This window comes from Phaeobacter piscinae (assembly GCF_002407245.1).
Lineage (GTDB): Bacteria > Pseudomonadota > Alphaproteobacteria > Rhodobacterales > Rhodobacteraceae > Phaeobacter > Phaeobacter piscinae.
On record NZ_CP010681.1, the window covers coordinates 1,612,458 to 1,628,840 of the forward strand.

13 protein-coding genes are annotated in these 16,383 nt (G+C 61.0%); 10 read left to right on the forward strand and 3 right to left on the reverse strand.

Annotated features, from left to right (window positions below; all coding sequences use genetic code 11):
- Nucleotides 1-47 precede the first annotated feature (47 nt).
- From phaeop14_RS07545 to phaeop14_RS07555, 3 genes are read left to right on the forward strand one after another with little or no spacing between them, the layout of a single operon-like run.
- A complete protein-coding gene (locus tag phaeop14_RS07545; protein WP_096789179.1) occupies nt 48-746 on the forward strand; it encodes an ABC transporter ATP-binding protein in 699 nt (232 codons plus the stop codon).
- Complete coding sequence (locus phaeop14_RS07550; RefSeq protein WP_096790254.1) at nt 743-3,202, forward strand: FtsX-like permease family protein; 2,460 nt, start codon at nt 743-745, stop codon at nt 3,200-3,202. The genes phaeop14_RS07545 and phaeop14_RS07550 overlap by 4 nt, the downstream gene beginning before the upstream one ends.
- The gene (locus phaeop14_RS07555; RefSeq protein WP_096789180.1) at nt 3,192-4,298 is read left to right on the forward strand and encodes a lipocalin-like domain-containing protein; all 1,107 of its coding nucleotides are present in this window, start codon (nt 3,192-3,194) and stop codon (nt 4,296-4,298) included. Before phaeop14_RS07550 ends, phaeop14_RS07555 begins: the two co-directional genes overlap by 11 nt.
- 93 nt (nt 4,299-4,391) lie before the next feature.
- On the opposite strand, the gene phaeop14_RS07560 is transcribed toward phaeop14_RS07555, so the two are convergent.
- The 3 genes from phaeop14_RS07560 to phaeop14_RS07570 form a co-directional block, all read right to left on the reverse strand.
- The gene (locus phaeop14_RS07560; RefSeq protein ID WP_040169180.1) at nt 4,392-4,823 is read right to left on the reverse strand and encodes a universal stress protein; all 432 of its coding nucleotides are present in this window, start codon (nt 4,821-4,823) and stop codon (nt 4,392-4,394) included.
- The gene (locus phaeop14_RS07565; RefSeq protein ID WP_096789181.1) at nt 4,820-7,429 is read right to left on the reverse strand and encodes a TRAP transporter permease; all 2,610 of its coding nucleotides are present in this window, start codon (nt 7,427-7,429) and stop codon (nt 4,820-4,822) included. Before phaeop14_RS07565 ends, phaeop14_RS07560 begins: the two co-directional genes overlap by 4 nt.
- Before the next feature lie 176 nt (nt 7,430-7,605).
- Nucleotides 7,606-8,571, reverse strand: a complete 966-nt coding sequence (locus tag phaeop14_RS07570; RefSeq protein ID WP_096789182.1) for a TAXI family TRAP transporter solute-binding subunit — start codon at nt 8,569-8,571, stop codon at nt 7,606-7,608.
- Between the two features lie 719 nt (nt 8,572-9,290).
- On the opposite strand from phaeop14_RS07570, the gene phaeop14_RS07575 reads away from it, so the two are divergent.
- The 7 genes from phaeop14_RS07575 to phaeop14_RS07605 all read left to right on the forward strand — a co-directional run bounded on the left by phaeop14_RS07575 (nt 9,291) and on the right by phaeop14_RS07605 (nt 16,366).
- Nucleotides 9,291-10,157: an FAD binding domain-containing protein gene (locus phaeop14_RS07575; RefSeq protein ID WP_096789183.1), complete on the forward strand. Its 867-nt coding sequence runs from the start codon at nt 9,291-9,293 to the stop codon at nt 10,155-10,157.
- Nucleotides 10,154-10,636 carry a (2Fe-2S)-binding protein gene (locus tag phaeop14_RS07580; protein ID WP_040169184.1) on the forward strand — a complete coding sequence of 161 codons (483 nt, stop codon included), beginning with the start codon at nt 10,154-10,156 and terminating at the stop codon, nt 10,634-10,636. The genes phaeop14_RS07575 and phaeop14_RS07580 overlap by 4 nt, the downstream gene beginning before the upstream one ends.
- On the forward strand, nt 10,636-12,906 hold the full coding sequence (locus phaeop14_RS07585) for a xanthine dehydrogenase family protein molybdopterin-binding subunit (RefSeq protein ID WP_040178537.1): 2,271 nt from the start codon (nt 10,636-10,638) through the stop codon (nt 12,904-12,906). Before phaeop14_RS07580 ends, phaeop14_RS07585 begins: the two co-directional genes overlap by 1 nt.
- A 9-nt stretch (nt 12,907-12,915) precedes the next feature.
- Nucleotides 12,916-13,206, forward strand: a complete 291-nt coding sequence (locus phaeop14_RS07590; protein ID WP_096789184.1) for a MoaD/ThiS family protein — start codon at nt 12,916-12,918, stop codon at nt 13,204-13,206.
- A 103-nt stretch (nt 13,207-13,309) separates the two neighbouring features.
- Nucleotides 13,310-14,413, forward strand: a complete 1,104-nt coding sequence (mtnA, locus tag phaeop14_RS07595) for an S-methyl-5-thioribose-1-phosphate isomerase (RefSeq protein WP_040169188.1) — start codon at nt 13,310-13,312, stop codon at nt 14,411-14,413.
- 6 nt (nt 14,414-14,419) lie between these two features.
- Entirely contained in the window at nt 14,420-15,091 is a 672-nt protein-coding gene (locus phaeop14_RS07600; RefSeq protein WP_096789185.1) for a class II aldolase/adducin family protein, read from the forward strand.
- A gap of 204 nt (nt 15,092-15,295) precedes the next feature.
- A complete protein-coding gene (locus tag phaeop14_RS07605) occupies nt 15,296-16,366 on the forward strand; it encodes a dipeptidase (protein ID WP_096789186.1) in 1,071 nt (356 codons plus the stop codon).
- Nucleotides 16,367-16,383 lie beyond the last annotated feature (17 nt).

The window sequence follows — 16,383 nt, forward strand, 5'->3', positions numbered from 1 at the left end:
AACATGAAGCAGATAAAAAATATGTGTTGTCAAAAGGTTGCGAAGTGATGCTCATCATTGAGGACGTCAACAAGTCCTATCAAGGTCCCTCCGGTGATATTCCGGTTCTGAATGGGGTATCACTGCATCTGGCAGCCGGGCGCAGCCTGGCCCTGACCGGGGACAGCGGGTCAGGCAAAAGCACACTGCTCCATCTGGCGGCCGCTTTGGATCAGGCCGACAGCGGACGGATTATGGTGGATGGCATCTCCCTTGAAGGGTTGGATGATGCAGGACGTGCCGCCCTCAGGCGTCAGCAGGTCTCATTGGTGTTTCAGCAGTTCAATCTGGTTCCGGCTCTGACCGTGGCGCAGAACATCAGCCTTCATGCCCGGCTGGCCGGGCGCGTTGATCCGGGTTGGATAGAGGCACTGACGGAGCGACTTGGACTGGCGGAGTATCAAGGGCGCTACCCGGAGCAGCTCTCCGGCGGACAACAACAGCGTGTTGCCATTGCGCGTGCGCTGGCCATGCGGCCAAAGCTGCTTCTCGCGGATGAGCCAACGGGAAATCTGGACGAAGGTTCAAGTGCTTCGGTGATGGATCTTATGCTGGATCTGGTGCGCGAAACCGGTGCGGCCCTGTTGCTGGTGACACATTCGCAAGCCATTGCTGAACTGCTAGATCAGCGGCGTCATCTTAGCAAAGGGCGCCTGCGGGGCGATGGCTCATGCGACGGCAACCGCCTGCGCGAGGGCAAGGCGTGATCAGGGCCACATTCACGGCGATCCTGTCGCATTGGCGTCTGCATCCGCTGCAGCTGGCGATGCTGGTGACCGGCCTCGCGCTTGCCACGGCGCTCTGGTCTGCGGTGCAGGCCATCAACGCAGAAGCCCGCGCCAGCTATGCCGAGGCTGCGGCGCGTATATCCCCGTCGGGGCAGACATATCTGACACCTCAAGATGGATATATCGAACTGGATCAATATGTTGCGCTACGACGTGAAGGTTGGCAACTGTCACCGGTGTTAATCGGAACACTTACAGAGGATACCGCCGAAGCGGGCGCGACAGATCTGGAAGTGATTGGGATAGATATCCTGTCGCATCCGATGATGGCCCGGCTGGCTGCGACGGACAGCTCCCCTGACGAAAGCGCGCAGGCGACGTTGACCCCTGCGGACCTGCTGCTGGCCCCCGGTCATCTGTTTGCGCATCCTGACAGTGATCTAGGTCCGCTGTTGCGCAGCCTGCCACCTGTGACACGCACCACAGCGGTGCCGCGTGGGGTGGTGGTCGGCGATATCTCAACAGTCGCGCGCCTTCTGGGAAAGCCGTTTTTTATCAGCCGGTTGGTGATCCTTGATGAGCAACCCATCGGCCTGCGCCCACTGGCAGAACTGGCCCCTCAGCTGCGCCTGAAAACGGCCTCCACCGGCGCGGATACCGCGCAGCTGACGCGGAGTTTCCACCTTAACCTCACCGCTTTTGGGCTGTTGTCCTTTGCGGTGGGGTTGTTCATCGTGCAGGGCACCATCGCGCTGGGGATTGAGCAGAGGCGAGGCCTGTTCCGCACGCTGCGCAGTTTAGGTGTACCGCTTAATACGCTGGTTGCGCTTATTTTTGCCGAACTTCTGGTGACAACACTGCTGGCGGCGCTGCTGGGTCTGATCCTTGGCTACCTGATTGCCGCGGCCTTGCTCCCCGGCGTTGGGGCGACATTGTCCGGGCTTTATGGCGCGTCGCTGGACGGCAGCCTGCAGCTGCGCCCCGGCTGGGTGTTTTCCGGTCTGGCAATGGCACTGGCAGGGATGGCGCTTGCTGGGGCGCAAAGCTGGGTCGGCCTGTCGCGCCTGCCCATTCTGGCGGCTCCGGCTGCGGCGGCGCGGGGTCAGCAGGCCCTGCGCGGGCATCGCCTCTCGGCACTGTCCGGCGCGCTCCTTGTTTTGGGCGCGGCCTCGATCCCTGCGCTGTTCGACGGGCTGCTTGCGGGGTTTGCCTTTCTTGCGGGGCTGATGCTGGGGGCCGCGCTTCTGCTGCCCCTGGCCCTGTCCCGGTTGGCATCGGTTGGCGTGCAGCTGGCACGCAAGCCGGTAACGCTATGGCTCTGGGCGGATATGCGGGCGCAACTGCCCGGTCTGTCGCTGGCGCTGATGGCGCTACTGCTGGCGCTGGCGACAAATATTGGTGTCGGAACAATGGTGTCCAGCTTCCGCCTCACGTTCTTGGGCTGGCTGGATCAGCGATTGGCGTCTGAGCTGTATATGACGCTGCCGCAGGAGGAGATGGCCAAAAACGTGCTGCCGTGGCTTGCCGACAGGGGAATTCGCACCCTGCCGATCCGCCACAGTGACGAGCGTTATGTGGGACCAGACGGTATCGGCGCACCGATGGAGGTCTACGGGGTGGTGGATGATGCCACCTATCGCGACAACTGGCCGCTGTTGCAGGCCGAACCGACGGTCTGGTCGCAACTCGCCGAGGGGCGTGGCGCGCTGATCAATGAACAGCTGGCGCGGCGCGCGGATCTGGGTCCCGGAGATACGCTGGTGATCGCGCCGGACTGGCGGATGCGGATTGCCGGGGTCTATTCCGATTACGGAAATCCCAACCCACAGGCCATCGTAGGGCTTGAAACGCTGTTGCGGCATCGTCCACTGATTGAAAACCGCCGGTTTGGTCTGCGGTTGCCCCCTGCTGAGGTCGCAGAGATCCGCGCAGCGCTGCAACGTGAGTTTGGTCTGCCGCGCAGCGCCTTCATCGACCAAAGCGCGCTCAAGGCGCAGTCGTTGGCGATTTTTGACCGGACCTTTGTGGTGACGGGGGCGCTGAACCTTCTGACCTTTGGCGTGGCGGGGTTTGCCATGCTTACCAGCCTGTTGACACTCTGGAGCCAGCGCTTGCCGCAATTGGCGCCGATCTGGGCCATGGGGCTGACGCGGCAACAGTTGGCCCGGTATGAAATCCTGCGCAGCGTGATCCTTGCGGCGCTGACTGCACTGTTGGCGCTGCCTTTGGGGTTGCTGCTGGGTTGGGCGCTTCTGGCCGTCGTCAACGTTGAGGCCTTTGGCTGGCGCTTGCCGATGTCGCTGTTTCCATTGGACTGGCTGCAATTGCTGCTGATGGCGCTTGCGGCGGCAACGCTGGCCGCCGCCCTGCCCGCCCGCCGGCTGTCGAAGCTGAAACCCGCCGATCTGTTGAGGGTCTTTGCCAATGAACGTTAAAGGCGCCCTTGCGGCAGTTGTCAGCAAATTCACCCTGGCGGCGACATTGCTGGCGCTGTCCGCACCGCCCGCTGCCGCGCAGGGCTATGCCGGATTGGGAACCGAGGCGGAGGGCTTTGCCGTGCCGGTCCCCGGTCGCCCGCTGGTATTTCCACGCGATCACGCCCCCCATCCCGACTACCGGATTGAATGGTGGTATCTGACGGCCAACCTGACCGGGGACGACGGGCGTGATTACGGCGTGCAATGGACGCTGTTTCGCTCAGCGCTGCGACCCGGCGACGACAGGCAGGATGACGCAGGATCGGTGTGGACCAATCCACAGATCTGGATGGGGCACGCAGGGTTGACGACGCCTGACGCCCATCACTCCGCCGAGCGGCTGGCCCGCGGTGGCATCGGTCAGGCCGGTGTTATGGCAGCGCCGTTTGAGGCCTATATCGACGATTGGCACATGCGCAGCCGCGACCAATACCTGCGAGATCTGACCTTGCGCGCAACGGGCGAGAGCTTCCGCTATGACCTGTCGCTTAGCGCAGAGGGGCCGCCGGTGATGCAGGGTGATGCCGGCTATTCGGTGAAATCGGCGGATGGGCAGGCAAGTTACTATTATTCCCAGCCGCATTACCAGGTAACCGGGACGCTGGACCTGCCGGACGGACCTGTGGCGGTGACGGGGGAAGGCTGGCTTGATCGTGAATGGTCCAGCCAGCCGCTGTCAGAAGATCAGAGTGGCTGGGACTGGTTTTCGCTGCGGTTCAACAGCGGTGAAAAACTGATGGGTTTCCAGTTGCGCGGTGCCAGCCCGTTCACCTCCGGGACATGGATTGCGGTCGACGGCACCCCAACTCCGCTTGAGCCGGGCAGCCTGCAGGCAACGCCCGTCACGTTCACTGAGGTGGCCGGGCGCAAGGTGCCGACAGAATGGCAGCTGCGCCTGCCTGCGCGCGGGTTGGACGTTCGTGTCTCAGCGATGAACCCGCAGTCTTGGATGGAGATGTCCTTTCCCTATTGGGAGGGTCCGGTGCGCCTCAGCGGCAGTCACGTCGGCAAGGGGTATCTTGAGATGACCGGCTACGGCACTCCGGCGGACTAGCGGGCGACGGGTCATCTCACACAGAAGTAAAAAAGGGGCGCCATCAACGGGCGCCCCTTTCACGTGGGTTAGCAGTGGTTTCGGATCGGCTGGTCAGCGCACCACATAGACCGAACAGGTCGAATGCCGGATCACCCGTGCCGCATTGGGGCCCAGCAGGTAATCCGACAGCTCCGGCTTATGCGCGCCGATCACGATCAGATCGGCACCGGCCTTGTCGGCGACCTTCAGGATTTCCTGATAGGCTTTGCCGGTGGCAACCACATGGCGCACCTTGGCGTTGCGCTCAGCGCCCAGGATCTCCTCACAAAGCTTGCCCAGGTGGTCGGCGGTTTCCTTCACGGCGCGGTCATGGTGATGGTCCTCAAAGAACCCCGAGACCCAGCTTTCGCCGAAATCGGGCAGGACATTGACCACATCCAGCTGTGCCTGATCCAGATCCGCCAGCCGCGCCGCTTCGCGTAGCACCTTGGCATCAATTGTCTTGTCGCTCAGTTCCAATGCGCAGAGAACGGATTTGCTCATGCCGGGACTCCTTCCTTACTGGCCCGTGCGCGCTGCAAGAAGGCGATCATCGCCAGTAGCAGCAGCGCCGGGATGAAGATCAACTCCTTGGGCAGCTGGTCTGCCGGGGCCTGCACACTCAGCAGGCGGACAGGTTCATCACCGTAGAAATCGAAGCTGTCCATGCCGGATTGCGCAGGCGTGCCAAACATCGGCTCATCCAGCTTCACAACCCCGTCTTCGGGCAGCAGCATCAGGCCAAAGGCATCAACCTGCGCCTGACCGTCGCCACCATCAGCGACAGGCAGGATCAGCGTGGTACTCTTCTGCTCACCGGTGTCGAAGTCGGGACCCTCCACGGTGATCCGCAACTCACTGCCCGCAGGGGCCGTGGCAACGGTCTCCACCAACGCCGCCGGATCGGTGTTGGCAAACGGAGGCATCAGCCGGTTCATGAAGAAGTCCGGGCGGAACAGGGCAAAGGCGACCAGAACCAGCAGGACACTTTCGTAGATGCGGTTGCGGGTGATGAAATAGTTCATCGTGCCCGCGGTGAAGGCAAGAATGGCGATGGTCGCAGAAATGGCCACCAGAATGCCCTGCACCCAGCCTACATCAATCAGCAGAAGATCCGTGTTGAAGATGAAGACAAAGGGTAGCGCCACCGTGCGCAGACTGTAGAAGAACGCGACAAAGCCGGTGCGAATGGCATCCCCCCCCGACACCGCAGCGGCGGCAAAGCTGGCCAGACCCACAGGCGGTGTCACATCCGCCATGATCCCGAAATAGAACACAAAGAGATGCACCGCGATCAGCGGCACCACCAGCCCGGATTGTGCACCAAGTTCAACCACAACGCCCGCCATCAGAGAGGACACCACGATGTAGTTCGCCGTGGTCGGCAGCCCCATGCCCAGAACCAGCGAGAGAAGGCCGACCATGATCAGCATCAGGATCAGGTTGCCGCCGGACATCAGTTCCACCAGTTCCGACATCACCTGACCAACGCCGGTCAGCGTTACAGTGCCGACGATGACGCCTGCTGTGGCTGTGGCCAAGGCAATGCCGATCATATTGCGCGCGCCGTCAATTAGCCCGTTCCACAGATCATGCACCCCATCCAGGAAGCTGTGTGCCAAGGTGCTTTGCCCCCGGAACAGCGCTTTCAGCGGTTTTTGGGTCAACAGGATCACAAACAGCAGTGCCGTCGCCCAAAAGGCCGACAGACCCGGCGACTTCTGCTCAATCATCAGGAAGTAGACCAAGACGATGATCGGCAGCAGATAGTGCAGACCCGCCTTGTAGATCTCGCCGACAACCGGCAGTTCGACCTCCGCCGCGTTGGGATCATCTGGCACCAGATCGTCAGTTCCAGCGGCCAGCCACAATAGCCCCAGATAGGCTGCAACCACCAAGAGCGACAGGACAAGGCCGGAGGCGCCGGGGATGGCTGCGGTGATTGCTTTGATCGGGTATTGGATGCCGTAGCAAAGTGCCGCAAACCCTGCGAAAAACGCAGCCATGCCGCCGATCGTCCGTCCCATAGACACAACACGGTTGCCCAGCGTGGGCATGTTGCGCTTCACCGCCTCAAGATGGACGATATAGACCAGCGCGATGTACGAAATTGCCGCCGGCAGGAAGGCATGGGTGATCACCTCGACGTAGGAAATGCCGACGTATTCCACCATCAGGAAGGCCGCAGCGCCCATGACGGGGGGCATGATCTGGCCATTCACCGAGGAGGCAACCTCGACCGAACCGGCCTGCTCTGAACTGAACCCCACCCGCTTCATCAGCGGAATGGTGAAGGTGCCGGTGGTCACAACATTGGCGATGGAGGAGCCGGAAATCAGACCGGTAGCGGCAGAACCGACCACCGCAGCCTTGGCCGGACCACCCCGCAGGTGACCAAGGGCACCAAAGGCCATTTTGATGAAGTAGTTGCCAGCCCCGGCCTTATCCAGAAGCGCACCGAACAGCACGAATAGGAACACGAATTTGGTGGAAACACCCAAGGCAATGCCAAACACACCTTCCGAGGTGATCCACATATGGCTCATCGCTTTTTTCAGGCTCGCGCCCTTCCAACGGATGACTTCCGGCACCCAGTCGGAGGAGCCGAAGAAAACATAGGCAAGAAACACACAGGCGATAATCGCCATGGCCGGCCCCAGCGCACGCCGTGCGGCTTCGAACAGCAACAGCAGCCCAATCAGGGCCACCCATTTGTCCGTATCATCGGCAAGCCCACCTGAATTCACGATTTTCTGGTAGAAGATATAGCCGTAAAGCGCGATCAGCGCCCCGACAATGGACATGACCCAATCTTGAATCGGAATGTAGTGACGTGGGCTGGATTTCAGGGCCGGATAGGCCGCAAAGGCGAGGAAAATCGCAAAGGCCAAATGAATCTGGCGTGAGTTATTCACCACGCTGCCGGGCAGCAACAGGTTAGAAACTGGCGAGGCCAGCACCACCTGAAAGACCGACCATATTACAGCGACAATCGCCAAGAAAAGCCCAACCGACCCAACCGGGTTGCGCGCGCCGGCATCTGAGGATGCGACGAGGTCCTGTAGCTCTTCTTCAGTAAGCGGTCGATTTCCTTGAACATCGGATGTCATGGAGTATCCCCCTGAGGCCGTCTGTCTCTGCGGCCGGTTATTCTTGGGTGTTGCCCTTGGTCCCGACGCGCCCTCTCCCTTTTGGAGTTTCAGCGCTTCATGGCAAAGGGCAAAGCCATCACGGCAAGGGCAAAACGGGGCGCCATTGGCGCCCCGCTGCAATCATCAAAGATGGGTTACTCTACCCAGCCCTGCTCTTTGTAGTATTTCGCAGCACCGGGATGCAGCGGCGCGGACAGGCCTGCGGTTGCCATTTCCTCAGGCTTGAGGTTGGCAAATGCTGGGTGCAGCTTTTTGAAGTCATCGAAGTTTTCAAAGACCGCTTTCACCACGGTATAGACCGCCTCGTCGGAGACCTGATCGGAGGTGACGAACGTTGCACCCACACCAAATGTGCTGACATCGGCGTCGGAGCCACGGTACATGCCACCGGGGATGGTTGCGGTCCGGTAGAAGGAGTTGTCTGCGATCAGCTTTTCAACAGCTTCGCCATCAACGGTCACCAGAACGGAGTCACAGGCGGTGGTGGCTTCCTGAATGGAGCCGGACGGGTGACCCACGGTGTAGACCATCGCGTCGATCTGGTTGTCGCAGAGCGCAGCCGACTGTTCTGCCGCCTTCAGCTCGGTTGCCAGCGCAAAGCTGTCCATGCCCCAGCCTTTGGCTTCCAGCAGCACTTCCATGGTGCCGCGCTGACCAGAACCGGGGTTGCCGATGTTGACGCGCTTGCCCTGCAGGTCGTCAAAGTTGGTCACACCGGCATCGGCGCGAGCCACAACGGTGAAGGGTTCGGGATGCACGGAGAATACCGCGCGCAGACCTTCAAAGGCGCCCTGATCTTCGAATTTGGAGGTGCCGTTATAGGCGTGATACTGCCAGTCAGACTGCGCCACGCCAAACTCCAGCTCGCCTTCGCGGATGGTGTTGATGTTGTAGACGGAGCCGCCAGTGGATTCCACGGAGCAGCGAATACCATGCTCTTTGCGGGTTTTGTTGACCAGACGGCAAATCGCGCCACCGGTCGGGTAGTACACGCCGGTTACACCGCCGGTACCGATTGTGATGAATTCCTCTGCCAAGGCAGCAGGTGCCATGAAAGCAGATGCGACAAGGGCGCTAACGGCCAGCTTGGTGTTGGTCATATGTGTTGTTCTCCCACGTTTTTTGTCGTCGAAACCGTAGAGCCGCCAAAATCGCGGCTGGGGGTTGTTGAACCCTTGGGGACATGTAGACGCCAGGTGTGATTTGTCGCGCATTCTGGCAACAATTTCCGGCAGGTCCAGAGGCTTAAGCGTTTCAGGCGCATCCGGCCGAGTCAAGGCTTGCAGCCCGCCCCATTGCCAAAGCGCACGGGGTTTCTGCGTATCTGACACTGATCCCGGAAATTTCCCCCGTACCCACATCCGTTGGATTCGGCGTAGTGTGGCAGATTGTCACACCAATGTGCAAGCCGCCTCTGCCATTCAAGCCCCTTACATGGCGATATTTTTTTGCGACAACCTTGGAAACGTCGACGCCATAAAAGAGTGGATCCGACACCGCAAGGGGCAAAAACGTAAAAGCCTCCCCATTCCTATTGTGGGCACCGCTCCATCTGCGGACAGCGGTCAGTTGCGCGCATTGTGAACACAGTCGCCTGACAGCGTGATTTTCTCGCCGATCACCCGGCGAAGCACTGATGGCGGCTTGCCCAAGCAGACATCTGGTCGCAAGATGGTGCGACGGGCATATGCCGCGTTCAGGACTCTGTGAGGGATCATAGGGTCAGTGACACACCAACATTTGGTCCCGACGCCGGACCGCCGGGCCTCCGGACCTAACCACAGTCGCCAGCAGCAAGGCCAGCAGAAGGACAACTCCAATGGAATATCACCGACCCAGCAGCTTTGCCGAGGCGGCAGAGCTGGCGGCCTCAGCCAAGGGTGTGACCCGTGTGCTGGCCGGCGGCACCGATGTGCTGGTGCAGATGCGGGCCGATATCGTCACGCCAGATACGCTGATTGATATCAAGTCAATTGAGGGGGCACGGGACATCCGGCAGGACGACGATGGCAGCTGGACGATCGGCGCCGCCGTAGCTGGCGCTGAGATGAGCGAGCACCCTGCCCTATGTGCCGCCTGGCCCGGTGTCGTGGAGGCGATGGATCTGATCGGCTCAACCCAAGTGCAGGGCCGCGCCACGTTGGCTGGCAATCTGTGCAATGCCTCGCCAGCGGCGGATAGCGTGCCGGCCTTGGTTGCCGCGCAGGCGACCGTCAGCATCACCGGCCCAAAGGGAGATCGCCGCGCAGCTGCTGTGGATATTCCCTCAGCCCCAGGCAAAACCACGCTTGCCCCCGGCGAGCTGATCACCGCCGTGCATCTGCCCGCCACTCAACCGCGTCAGGGCGATGCCTATCTGCGGTTCATTCCGCGCACCGAAATGGATATTGCAGTTGTTGGTTGCGGCGTCTGGCTGCGATTGGAAGGCGACACCATTGCGGAGGCGCGTGTTGCACTGGGCGCTGTTGCCCCGACGGTGCTGCTGGTTGAGGCCTGTGCCGATGCGCTGGTTGGCTCCACGCTGGACGATGCTGCGCTTGAGCGACTGGCCACCGCCGCCTCCGATGCCTGCACTCCGATCACCGACAAACGCGGCACCGTTGCCTTTCGCACCCAAGTGGCGGGCGTGATGGCACGCCGCGCTGCCGAGATCGCCTATACCCGTGCCAAGGGAGACACAGCATGAGTTCGAAAATCCACGTCTCTGCCACCATCAACGGCGATGCGGTCGACTATCTCTGCGACCCGCGCGAAACCCTGCTGGATGTTCTGCGTGACCGGTTGAACCTCACGGGCGCCAAGGAAGGCTGCGGCACGGGTGACTGCGGGGCCTGTTCGGTCACGCTGAATGGGCGGCTGGTTTGTTCCTGCCTCGTCCTCGGGGTTGAGGCAGAGGGTCAGGAGATTGCCACGGTCGAAGGCATCGCGCCCGGCGAAACACTGCATCCACTGCAACAGAAATTCATTGACCACGCCGCGCTGCAATGCGGGATCTGCACGCCGGGTATTCTGGTGGCAGCCAAATCTCTGCTGGAGAAAAACCCGGATCCAACAGAAACCGAAGTGCGCTATTGGCTGGCGGGCAACCTCTGCCGCTGCACCGGCTATGACAAGATCATTCGCGCCGTGATGGACGCGGCAGCAGAGATGCGGGAGGCATCATAATGGCTCTGGATCAACGAAAAACCGACTTCACCCAAGTGGGCACCCGTCCCAATCGTCCCGATGGTCTGGACAAGGTCACCGGCAAGGCGCGCTTTGGCGCCGATGTGACGGCGCCGGGGATGTTGTTTGGCGCCATTCTGCGCAGCCCCCATGCCCATGCTCGGATCAAACATATCGACACCAGCAAGGCTGAGGCGCTGGGTGATGTGAAGGCGATTGTCACCCGCGCCGATTTTTCCGACGCGATCCAGCCCGCTCCAGGGCTCGAAGGTGAACAATGGAATGTGCTGGAAAACGTGATGGCAGGCGACACCGCGCTTTATGATGGTCATGCCATTGCCGCGGTTGCCGCCACCTCTGCCCTCGCCGCGCGCGATGCGCTGAAGCTGATCGAGGTTGAGTATGAGGTGCTGCCTCATGTAACCGATGTCGACAAGGCCATGGCCAAGGATGCGCCGGTGATCCGTGAAGGGGCAGCCGATTACTCCGTGCCAGAGGGGATGCACCCCAATGTGGTGCGTTATCACGAAAGCGGTCATGGCGATGTGGAGGCGGGTTTTGCCAGGGCTGACCTTGTGGTGGAGGAGCATTTCGTCACCGAGGCGACGCATCAGGGCTATATCGAGCCACATGCCTGTCTGGCCCAGCTGGGGCAGGACGGCAAGGGGGAACTGTGGTGCTGTACTCAAGGCCACTGGTATGTGCAGAAGAACTGCGCGGCGTTGTTGGGCATTGAGACATCACAGCTGCGCGTCACCGCCTCGGAAATTGGCGGTGGATTTGGTGGCAAGACCACTGTGTTCATCGAACCCGTGGCCCTGGCCCTGTCGCGCAAGGCCAATCGCCCGGTCAAACTGGTGATGAGCCGCCCGGAGGTGTTTCGCGCCACAGGCCCCACGGCGTCAACCTCCATGGATATCAAGATCGGCATGACCGCGGATGGCATCATCACCGCAGCGCAGGGCACCTTCCGCCTGCAGGGTGGTGCCTTTCCGGGGGCGCCTGCGGATATGACCGCCATGTGTGCCTTTGCGCCCTATGATCTGCAGAATGTCCAGCAGATCGGTTATGACGTCATCAGCAACCGCCCCAAACAGGCCGCCTATCGCGCACCGGGATCGCCCATGGCGGCCTATGCGGTGGAATCCGTAATTGATGAGCTGTGCCGGAAGCTGGATCTGGACCCAATCGAAGTTCGGCTGAAAAACGCGGCGCGCGAGGGCACCAAAGCCTCCTACGGACCAAAATTCGAACGCATCGGTCTGGTCGAAACGCTGGAAGCCGCCAAAGCCCACCCGCATTACAGCGCCCCACTCAAACCCGGTCAGGGGCGCGGGGTCTCCTGCGGGTTCTGGTTCAACCATGGGGGCGAGACCTCGGTGTCGTTGTCCCTGTCTGAGGACGGCACCTGTCAGATCTCGGTCGGGACACCGGATATCGGCGGCTCTCGTGCCTCCATGGCGCTGATGGCGGCAGAGGTTCTGGGCATTCCCTATGAAAGCATCCGTGTCACCATCGCAGATACCGCCACATTGGGATACAATGACGTCTCCCACGGCAGCCGGGTGACCTATGCCAGTGGCCTCGCGACAATCAAGGCGGCAGAGGACGCTGTAGTCAAACTCAGCAAACGTGCTGCCGCGAAATGGGGCATCCCGGAGGATGCGGTCAAATGGGAGGACGGCCACGCCGTGCCCTCTGGTCCGAATGCGGGCAATTTTGACCCGATCCCGCTAGCTGAGATCACCCGCGACATGGGCCAGACCGGCGGTCCCATCTCGGGCCATTTCGAGGCCACGCCCGAAGGCGCCGGTGTCTCCTTTGCCACCCATATCGTCGATGCCGAAGTGGACCCGGAAACCGGCAAAACCGCTGTCACCCGCTACACCGTCATTCAGGACGCGGGAAAGGCGATCCACCCCACCTATGTGGAGGGGCAGTTTCAGGGTGGAGCCGCACAGGGTATCGGCTGGGCGCTCAATGAGGAATACATTTACGGCGAGGATGGCCGGTTGCAGAATGCGGTGTTCCTCGATTACCGGATCCCGGTGGCCTCTGATCTGCCGATGATCGACACGGTGATCGTCGAAGTGCCCAACCCCGGTCATCCTTTTGGCGTGCGCGGTGTGGGGGAGACATCCATCTGCCCACCTCTGGCTGCGATTGCCAATGCGGTCTCTGCGGCGGCAGGCGTGCGGCTGCATGCGCTGCCGATGTCACCGCCGCGTATTCTGGCAGCATTGGAACAGCAGCGCGGAACGGCAGATTGATGCAGCGCGATGACGAGTGAGACGCAAGATCTGGGTCAGGACGCGGGGTTGCCGCGCCTGACCGTGCATCTTTGGTCCGGGTTGCGCCGCTTTGCCGAGGGGCAAGACGCGGTGGAAGTTTCCGCCAGCACCACTGGCACCATGATCGCCGCGCTGAAAGCCGCCTACCCCGCGCTGATCCCGGCGCTGGACGCAGGCGTTTCGGTGGCGGTAGACGGGCGCATCATTGCGGCCAGTCTGGATGAACCCCTCGACCCTGAGAATGAAATCTACCTGATGCAGCGGCTGCGCGGTGGCTAAGACCGCAAGGTGATTGCACTTTGCCGTCGATCAGTTAGGACGGTCGGCAAGGTTTCAGCTGCCCACACACCAGTGGCTGCCATCATCAACGGAGGATCCCGCAGTGAAAATCAATGGCACGCATTATCGTTCGCTTTGGTGGGATGAGGATCAATCGGTCTTGATGATCATTGATCAGCGTTGGTTGCCGCATGAGTTTCGCATCCAGCCCGTTGCCACGCTTGAGGAGTTCGCTACGGCCATCGTGGAAATGCGGGTGCGTGGCGCACCGCTGATCGGAGCGACCGCGGCCTATGGTATGGCGTTGGCTGCGGAGCTGGATCCGTCCGACAGCGCGCTACAGGCCGCCTGGGAGCAACTCAATGCGACCCGCCCGACAGCAATCAACCTGCGCTGGGCGCTGAACCGTTGCTTGGAGACGCTGCGCCCCCTGCCGGAGGAAGACCGTGCAAAAGCGGCGCTGAAGCTTGCCCATGCCATCGCCGATGAGGACGTCGAGATCAACCGCCGCATTGGCGCTTATGGTCTGACATTGATCCGCGATATCGCCGCTAAGAAACCGGCAGGTGAACCCGTACGCCTGCTCACCCATTGCAACGCCGGCTGGATCGCCACCGTTGACTGGGGCACGGCGACCAGCCCGATGTATCAGGCCCATGATGCCGGAATTCCGATCCATGTCTGGGTCGATGAAACCCGGCCCCGCAATCAGGGCGCGCTGACTGCCTGGGAACTGGGCAGCCACGGCATCAGCCACAGCTACATTACGGACAATGCAGGCGGTCATCTGATGCAGCACGGACAGGTTGATCTGGTCATCACCGGCACTGATCGCACCACCCGTCAGGGCGATGTCTGCAACAAGATCGGCACCTATCTGAAGGCGCTGGCGGCCCGTGACAACGGGGTGCCGTTCTATGTCGCCCTGCCCTCGCCCACCATTGACTGGACGGTCACGGACGGTGTCGCAGAGATCCCGATAGAAGACCGTGATAGCCGCGAGGTGAGCCATGTTCAGGGCGTGCTGGAGGGTGGCGATATCGGGCTGGCACAGGTTACGCCAGAGGGCACCGCCTGCGGCAATCCCGCCTTTGACGTGACGCCAAACCGGCTGGTGACCGGGCTTATTACCGAGCGCGGTATCTGCGACGCCTCTGCCGAGGGGCTGGCGGCGCTGTTTCCTGACCTTATCCGAAAGGCGGGGTAATCTGCCATGTCCAGATCCGCCCGAGAGGATAACCTGGAGCTGCGCCAGTCGATCATTGATGCCTGTCTGGAGATGAACCGGAGTGGGATCAATCAGGGCACATCCGGTAATATATCTCTGCGGATCGCCGGTGGGGACATGCTGATCACCCCATCCGGGGTTCCCTATGAGGCAATGAGCCCAGAAATGATCGTCCGGATGCCGGTGGTCGGCGATCCGGCTCCGCTGGGACGCCAGTTTGCCCCTTCTTCCGAGTGGCAATTTCATCAGGCGCTGCTCGCAGCCAAGCCGGAGACGATGGCCGTTGTTCATGCCCACCCTGTCAATTGCTGCGCTCTCGCGGTGAACCACATGGCAATCCCGGCCTGTCATTATATGGTCGCAGCGTTTGGCGGGCATGACGTCCCGCTTGCTGACTACGCTCTCTTCGGAAGCGCAGAGCTCTCAGCCCATGTTGTTACTGCAATGGCAGACCGCGAGGGGTGCCTTATGGCGAACCATGGCGCCGTCTGCACCGGTGACACCTTGGCGCGCGCCATGTGGCGGATGGCTGAGCTGGAACATTTGGCAGCAACCTACATTCGCGCCCGCAGCATCGGTACGCCCAAGCTGCTCAGCCCGGCGCAGATCGACGACGCGCTGGCGGCATTTGCAGGCTATGGCTTGAAGCAGGACTAAAATCCTGAGTCGCATTTGCGCGATAATCGAACATATTCCCGGCCTGGTCGACCTATTGGCAGTCAGGGTGACCGGTAGCCTCCTGCATCCCGCTGGTCAGGCGCCACTTTTTGAGCGTTGACCAGGCTTATCGTGAAAACCAGCGTAAATTCCCTTGCGTTAGCGCAAAAGATACGACCTCATATCAGGGAATTAGGAAGCAAAATGACTGACCCTCTGATTTTCGACGGCCACAACGATCTATTGCTGCGCTTGCATAATCGCGACATTTCACCCGGTGTTGACGGGTTCCAAGGTGGCGGCGGACGCCATATTGACCTTGTGAAAGCGCGCAAAGGCGGTTTTGGCGGTGGCTTTTTTGCCATCTACGTACCTGACGCGGTCGATATCGACAGCCATGATGAGATGATGGCCACGGCCTACGATTTACCTTTGCCCGAGGAGGTCAGCTGGCCGGATGCGGCCCCCGTCTCGCTCTCTCAGGCGGCGATCCTGCTCCAATTGGAACGCGACGGTGCGCTGAAGATCTGCCGCAGCACCAATGATATTCGGAGCTGTCTTGCCACGGGGTTGATCGCAGCCGTGATGCATATGGAAGGGGCGGAGGCAATTGATCCGGAATTCCATATGCTCGACGTTCTTTATCAGGCGGGCTTGCGCTCGCTCGGCCCGGTCTGGAGCCGCCCGACTCGATTTGGCCACGGTGTACCGTTCCGCTTTCCCGGCTTGCCCGATACCGGGCCGGGGCTAACTGCGGATGGCAAAAGGCTGGTGCAGCGCTGCAATCAGCTGGGCGTGATGATTGATCTTTCACATCTGAATGAGGCCGGATTCTGGGATGTGGCAGAGCTGAGTGACGCGCCACTGGTGGCCACACATTCAAATGCCCACGCCCTCACTCCCCACAGCCGTAACCTGACTGACCGCCAGCTGCACGCGATCCGTGACAGCGATGGCATGGTTGGTCTCAACTTTGCCGTGGCCTTCCTGCGCGAAGATGGTCGCATGGACGCGGACACCCCGATTGATTGCATGCTGCACCATATTGACCACCTGATCACCCAACTCGGGGAGGATCGGGTCGGTTTCGGCTCGGATTTTGATGGCGCCACGGTGCCAAAGGACATCGAGACTGTGGCGGGTCTTCCTACCCTTCGTACCGCCCTGCGTCGGCACGGTTTCAACGATGCTCTTATGAAGAAACTATGCCACGACAATTGGCTCCGGGTTCTGGATGCGACCTGGCAAAACCCAGCCAAGAACGCAGGCAAGTAAACGCGCCCGTTTTAGAC

Coding starts and splice junctions, on each gene's coding strand:
- phaeop14_RS07545 (WP_096789179.1), top strand. CDS start 48: ATGCTCATCATTGAGGACGTCAACAAGTCCTATCAAGGTCCCTCCGGT.
- phaeop14_RS07555 (WP_096789180.1), top strand. CDS start 3,192: ATGAACGTTAAAGGCGCCCTTGCGGCAGTTGTCAGCAAATTCACCCTG.
- phaeop14_RS07560 (WP_040169180.1), bottom strand. CDS start 4,823: ATGAGCAAATCCGTTCTCTGCGCATTGGAACTGAGCGACAAGACAATT.
- phaeop14_RS07565 (WP_096789181.1), bottom strand. CDS start 7,429: ATGACATCCGATGTTCAAGGAAATCGACCGCTTACTGAAGAAGAGCTA.
- phaeop14_RS07570 (WP_096789182.1), bottom strand. CDS start 8,571: ATGACCAACACCAAGCTGGCCGTTAGCGCCCTTGTCGCATCTGCTTTC.
- phaeop14_RS07575 (WP_096789183.1), top strand. CDS start 9,291: ATGGAATATCACCGACCCAGCAGCTTTGCCGAGGCGGCAGAGCTGGCG.
- phaeop14_RS07580 (WP_040169184.1), top strand. CDS start 10,154: ATGAGTTCGAAAATCCACGTCTCTGCCACCATCAACGGCGATGCGGTC.
- phaeop14_RS07585 (WP_040178537.1), top strand. CDS start 10,636: ATGGCTCTGGATCAACGAAAAACCGACTTCACCCAAGTGGGCACCCGT.
- phaeop14_RS07590 (WP_096789184.1), top strand. CDS start 12,916: ATGACGAGTGAGACGCAAGATCTGGGTCAGGACGCGGGGTTGCCGCGC.
- phaeop14_RS07600 (WP_096789185.1), top strand. CDS start 14,420: ATGTCCAGATCCGCCCGAGAGGATAACCTGGAGCTGCGCCAGTCGATC.
- phaeop14_RS07605 (WP_096789186.1), top strand. CDS start 15,296: ATGACTGACCCTCTGATTTTCGACGGCCACAACGATCTATTGCTGCGC.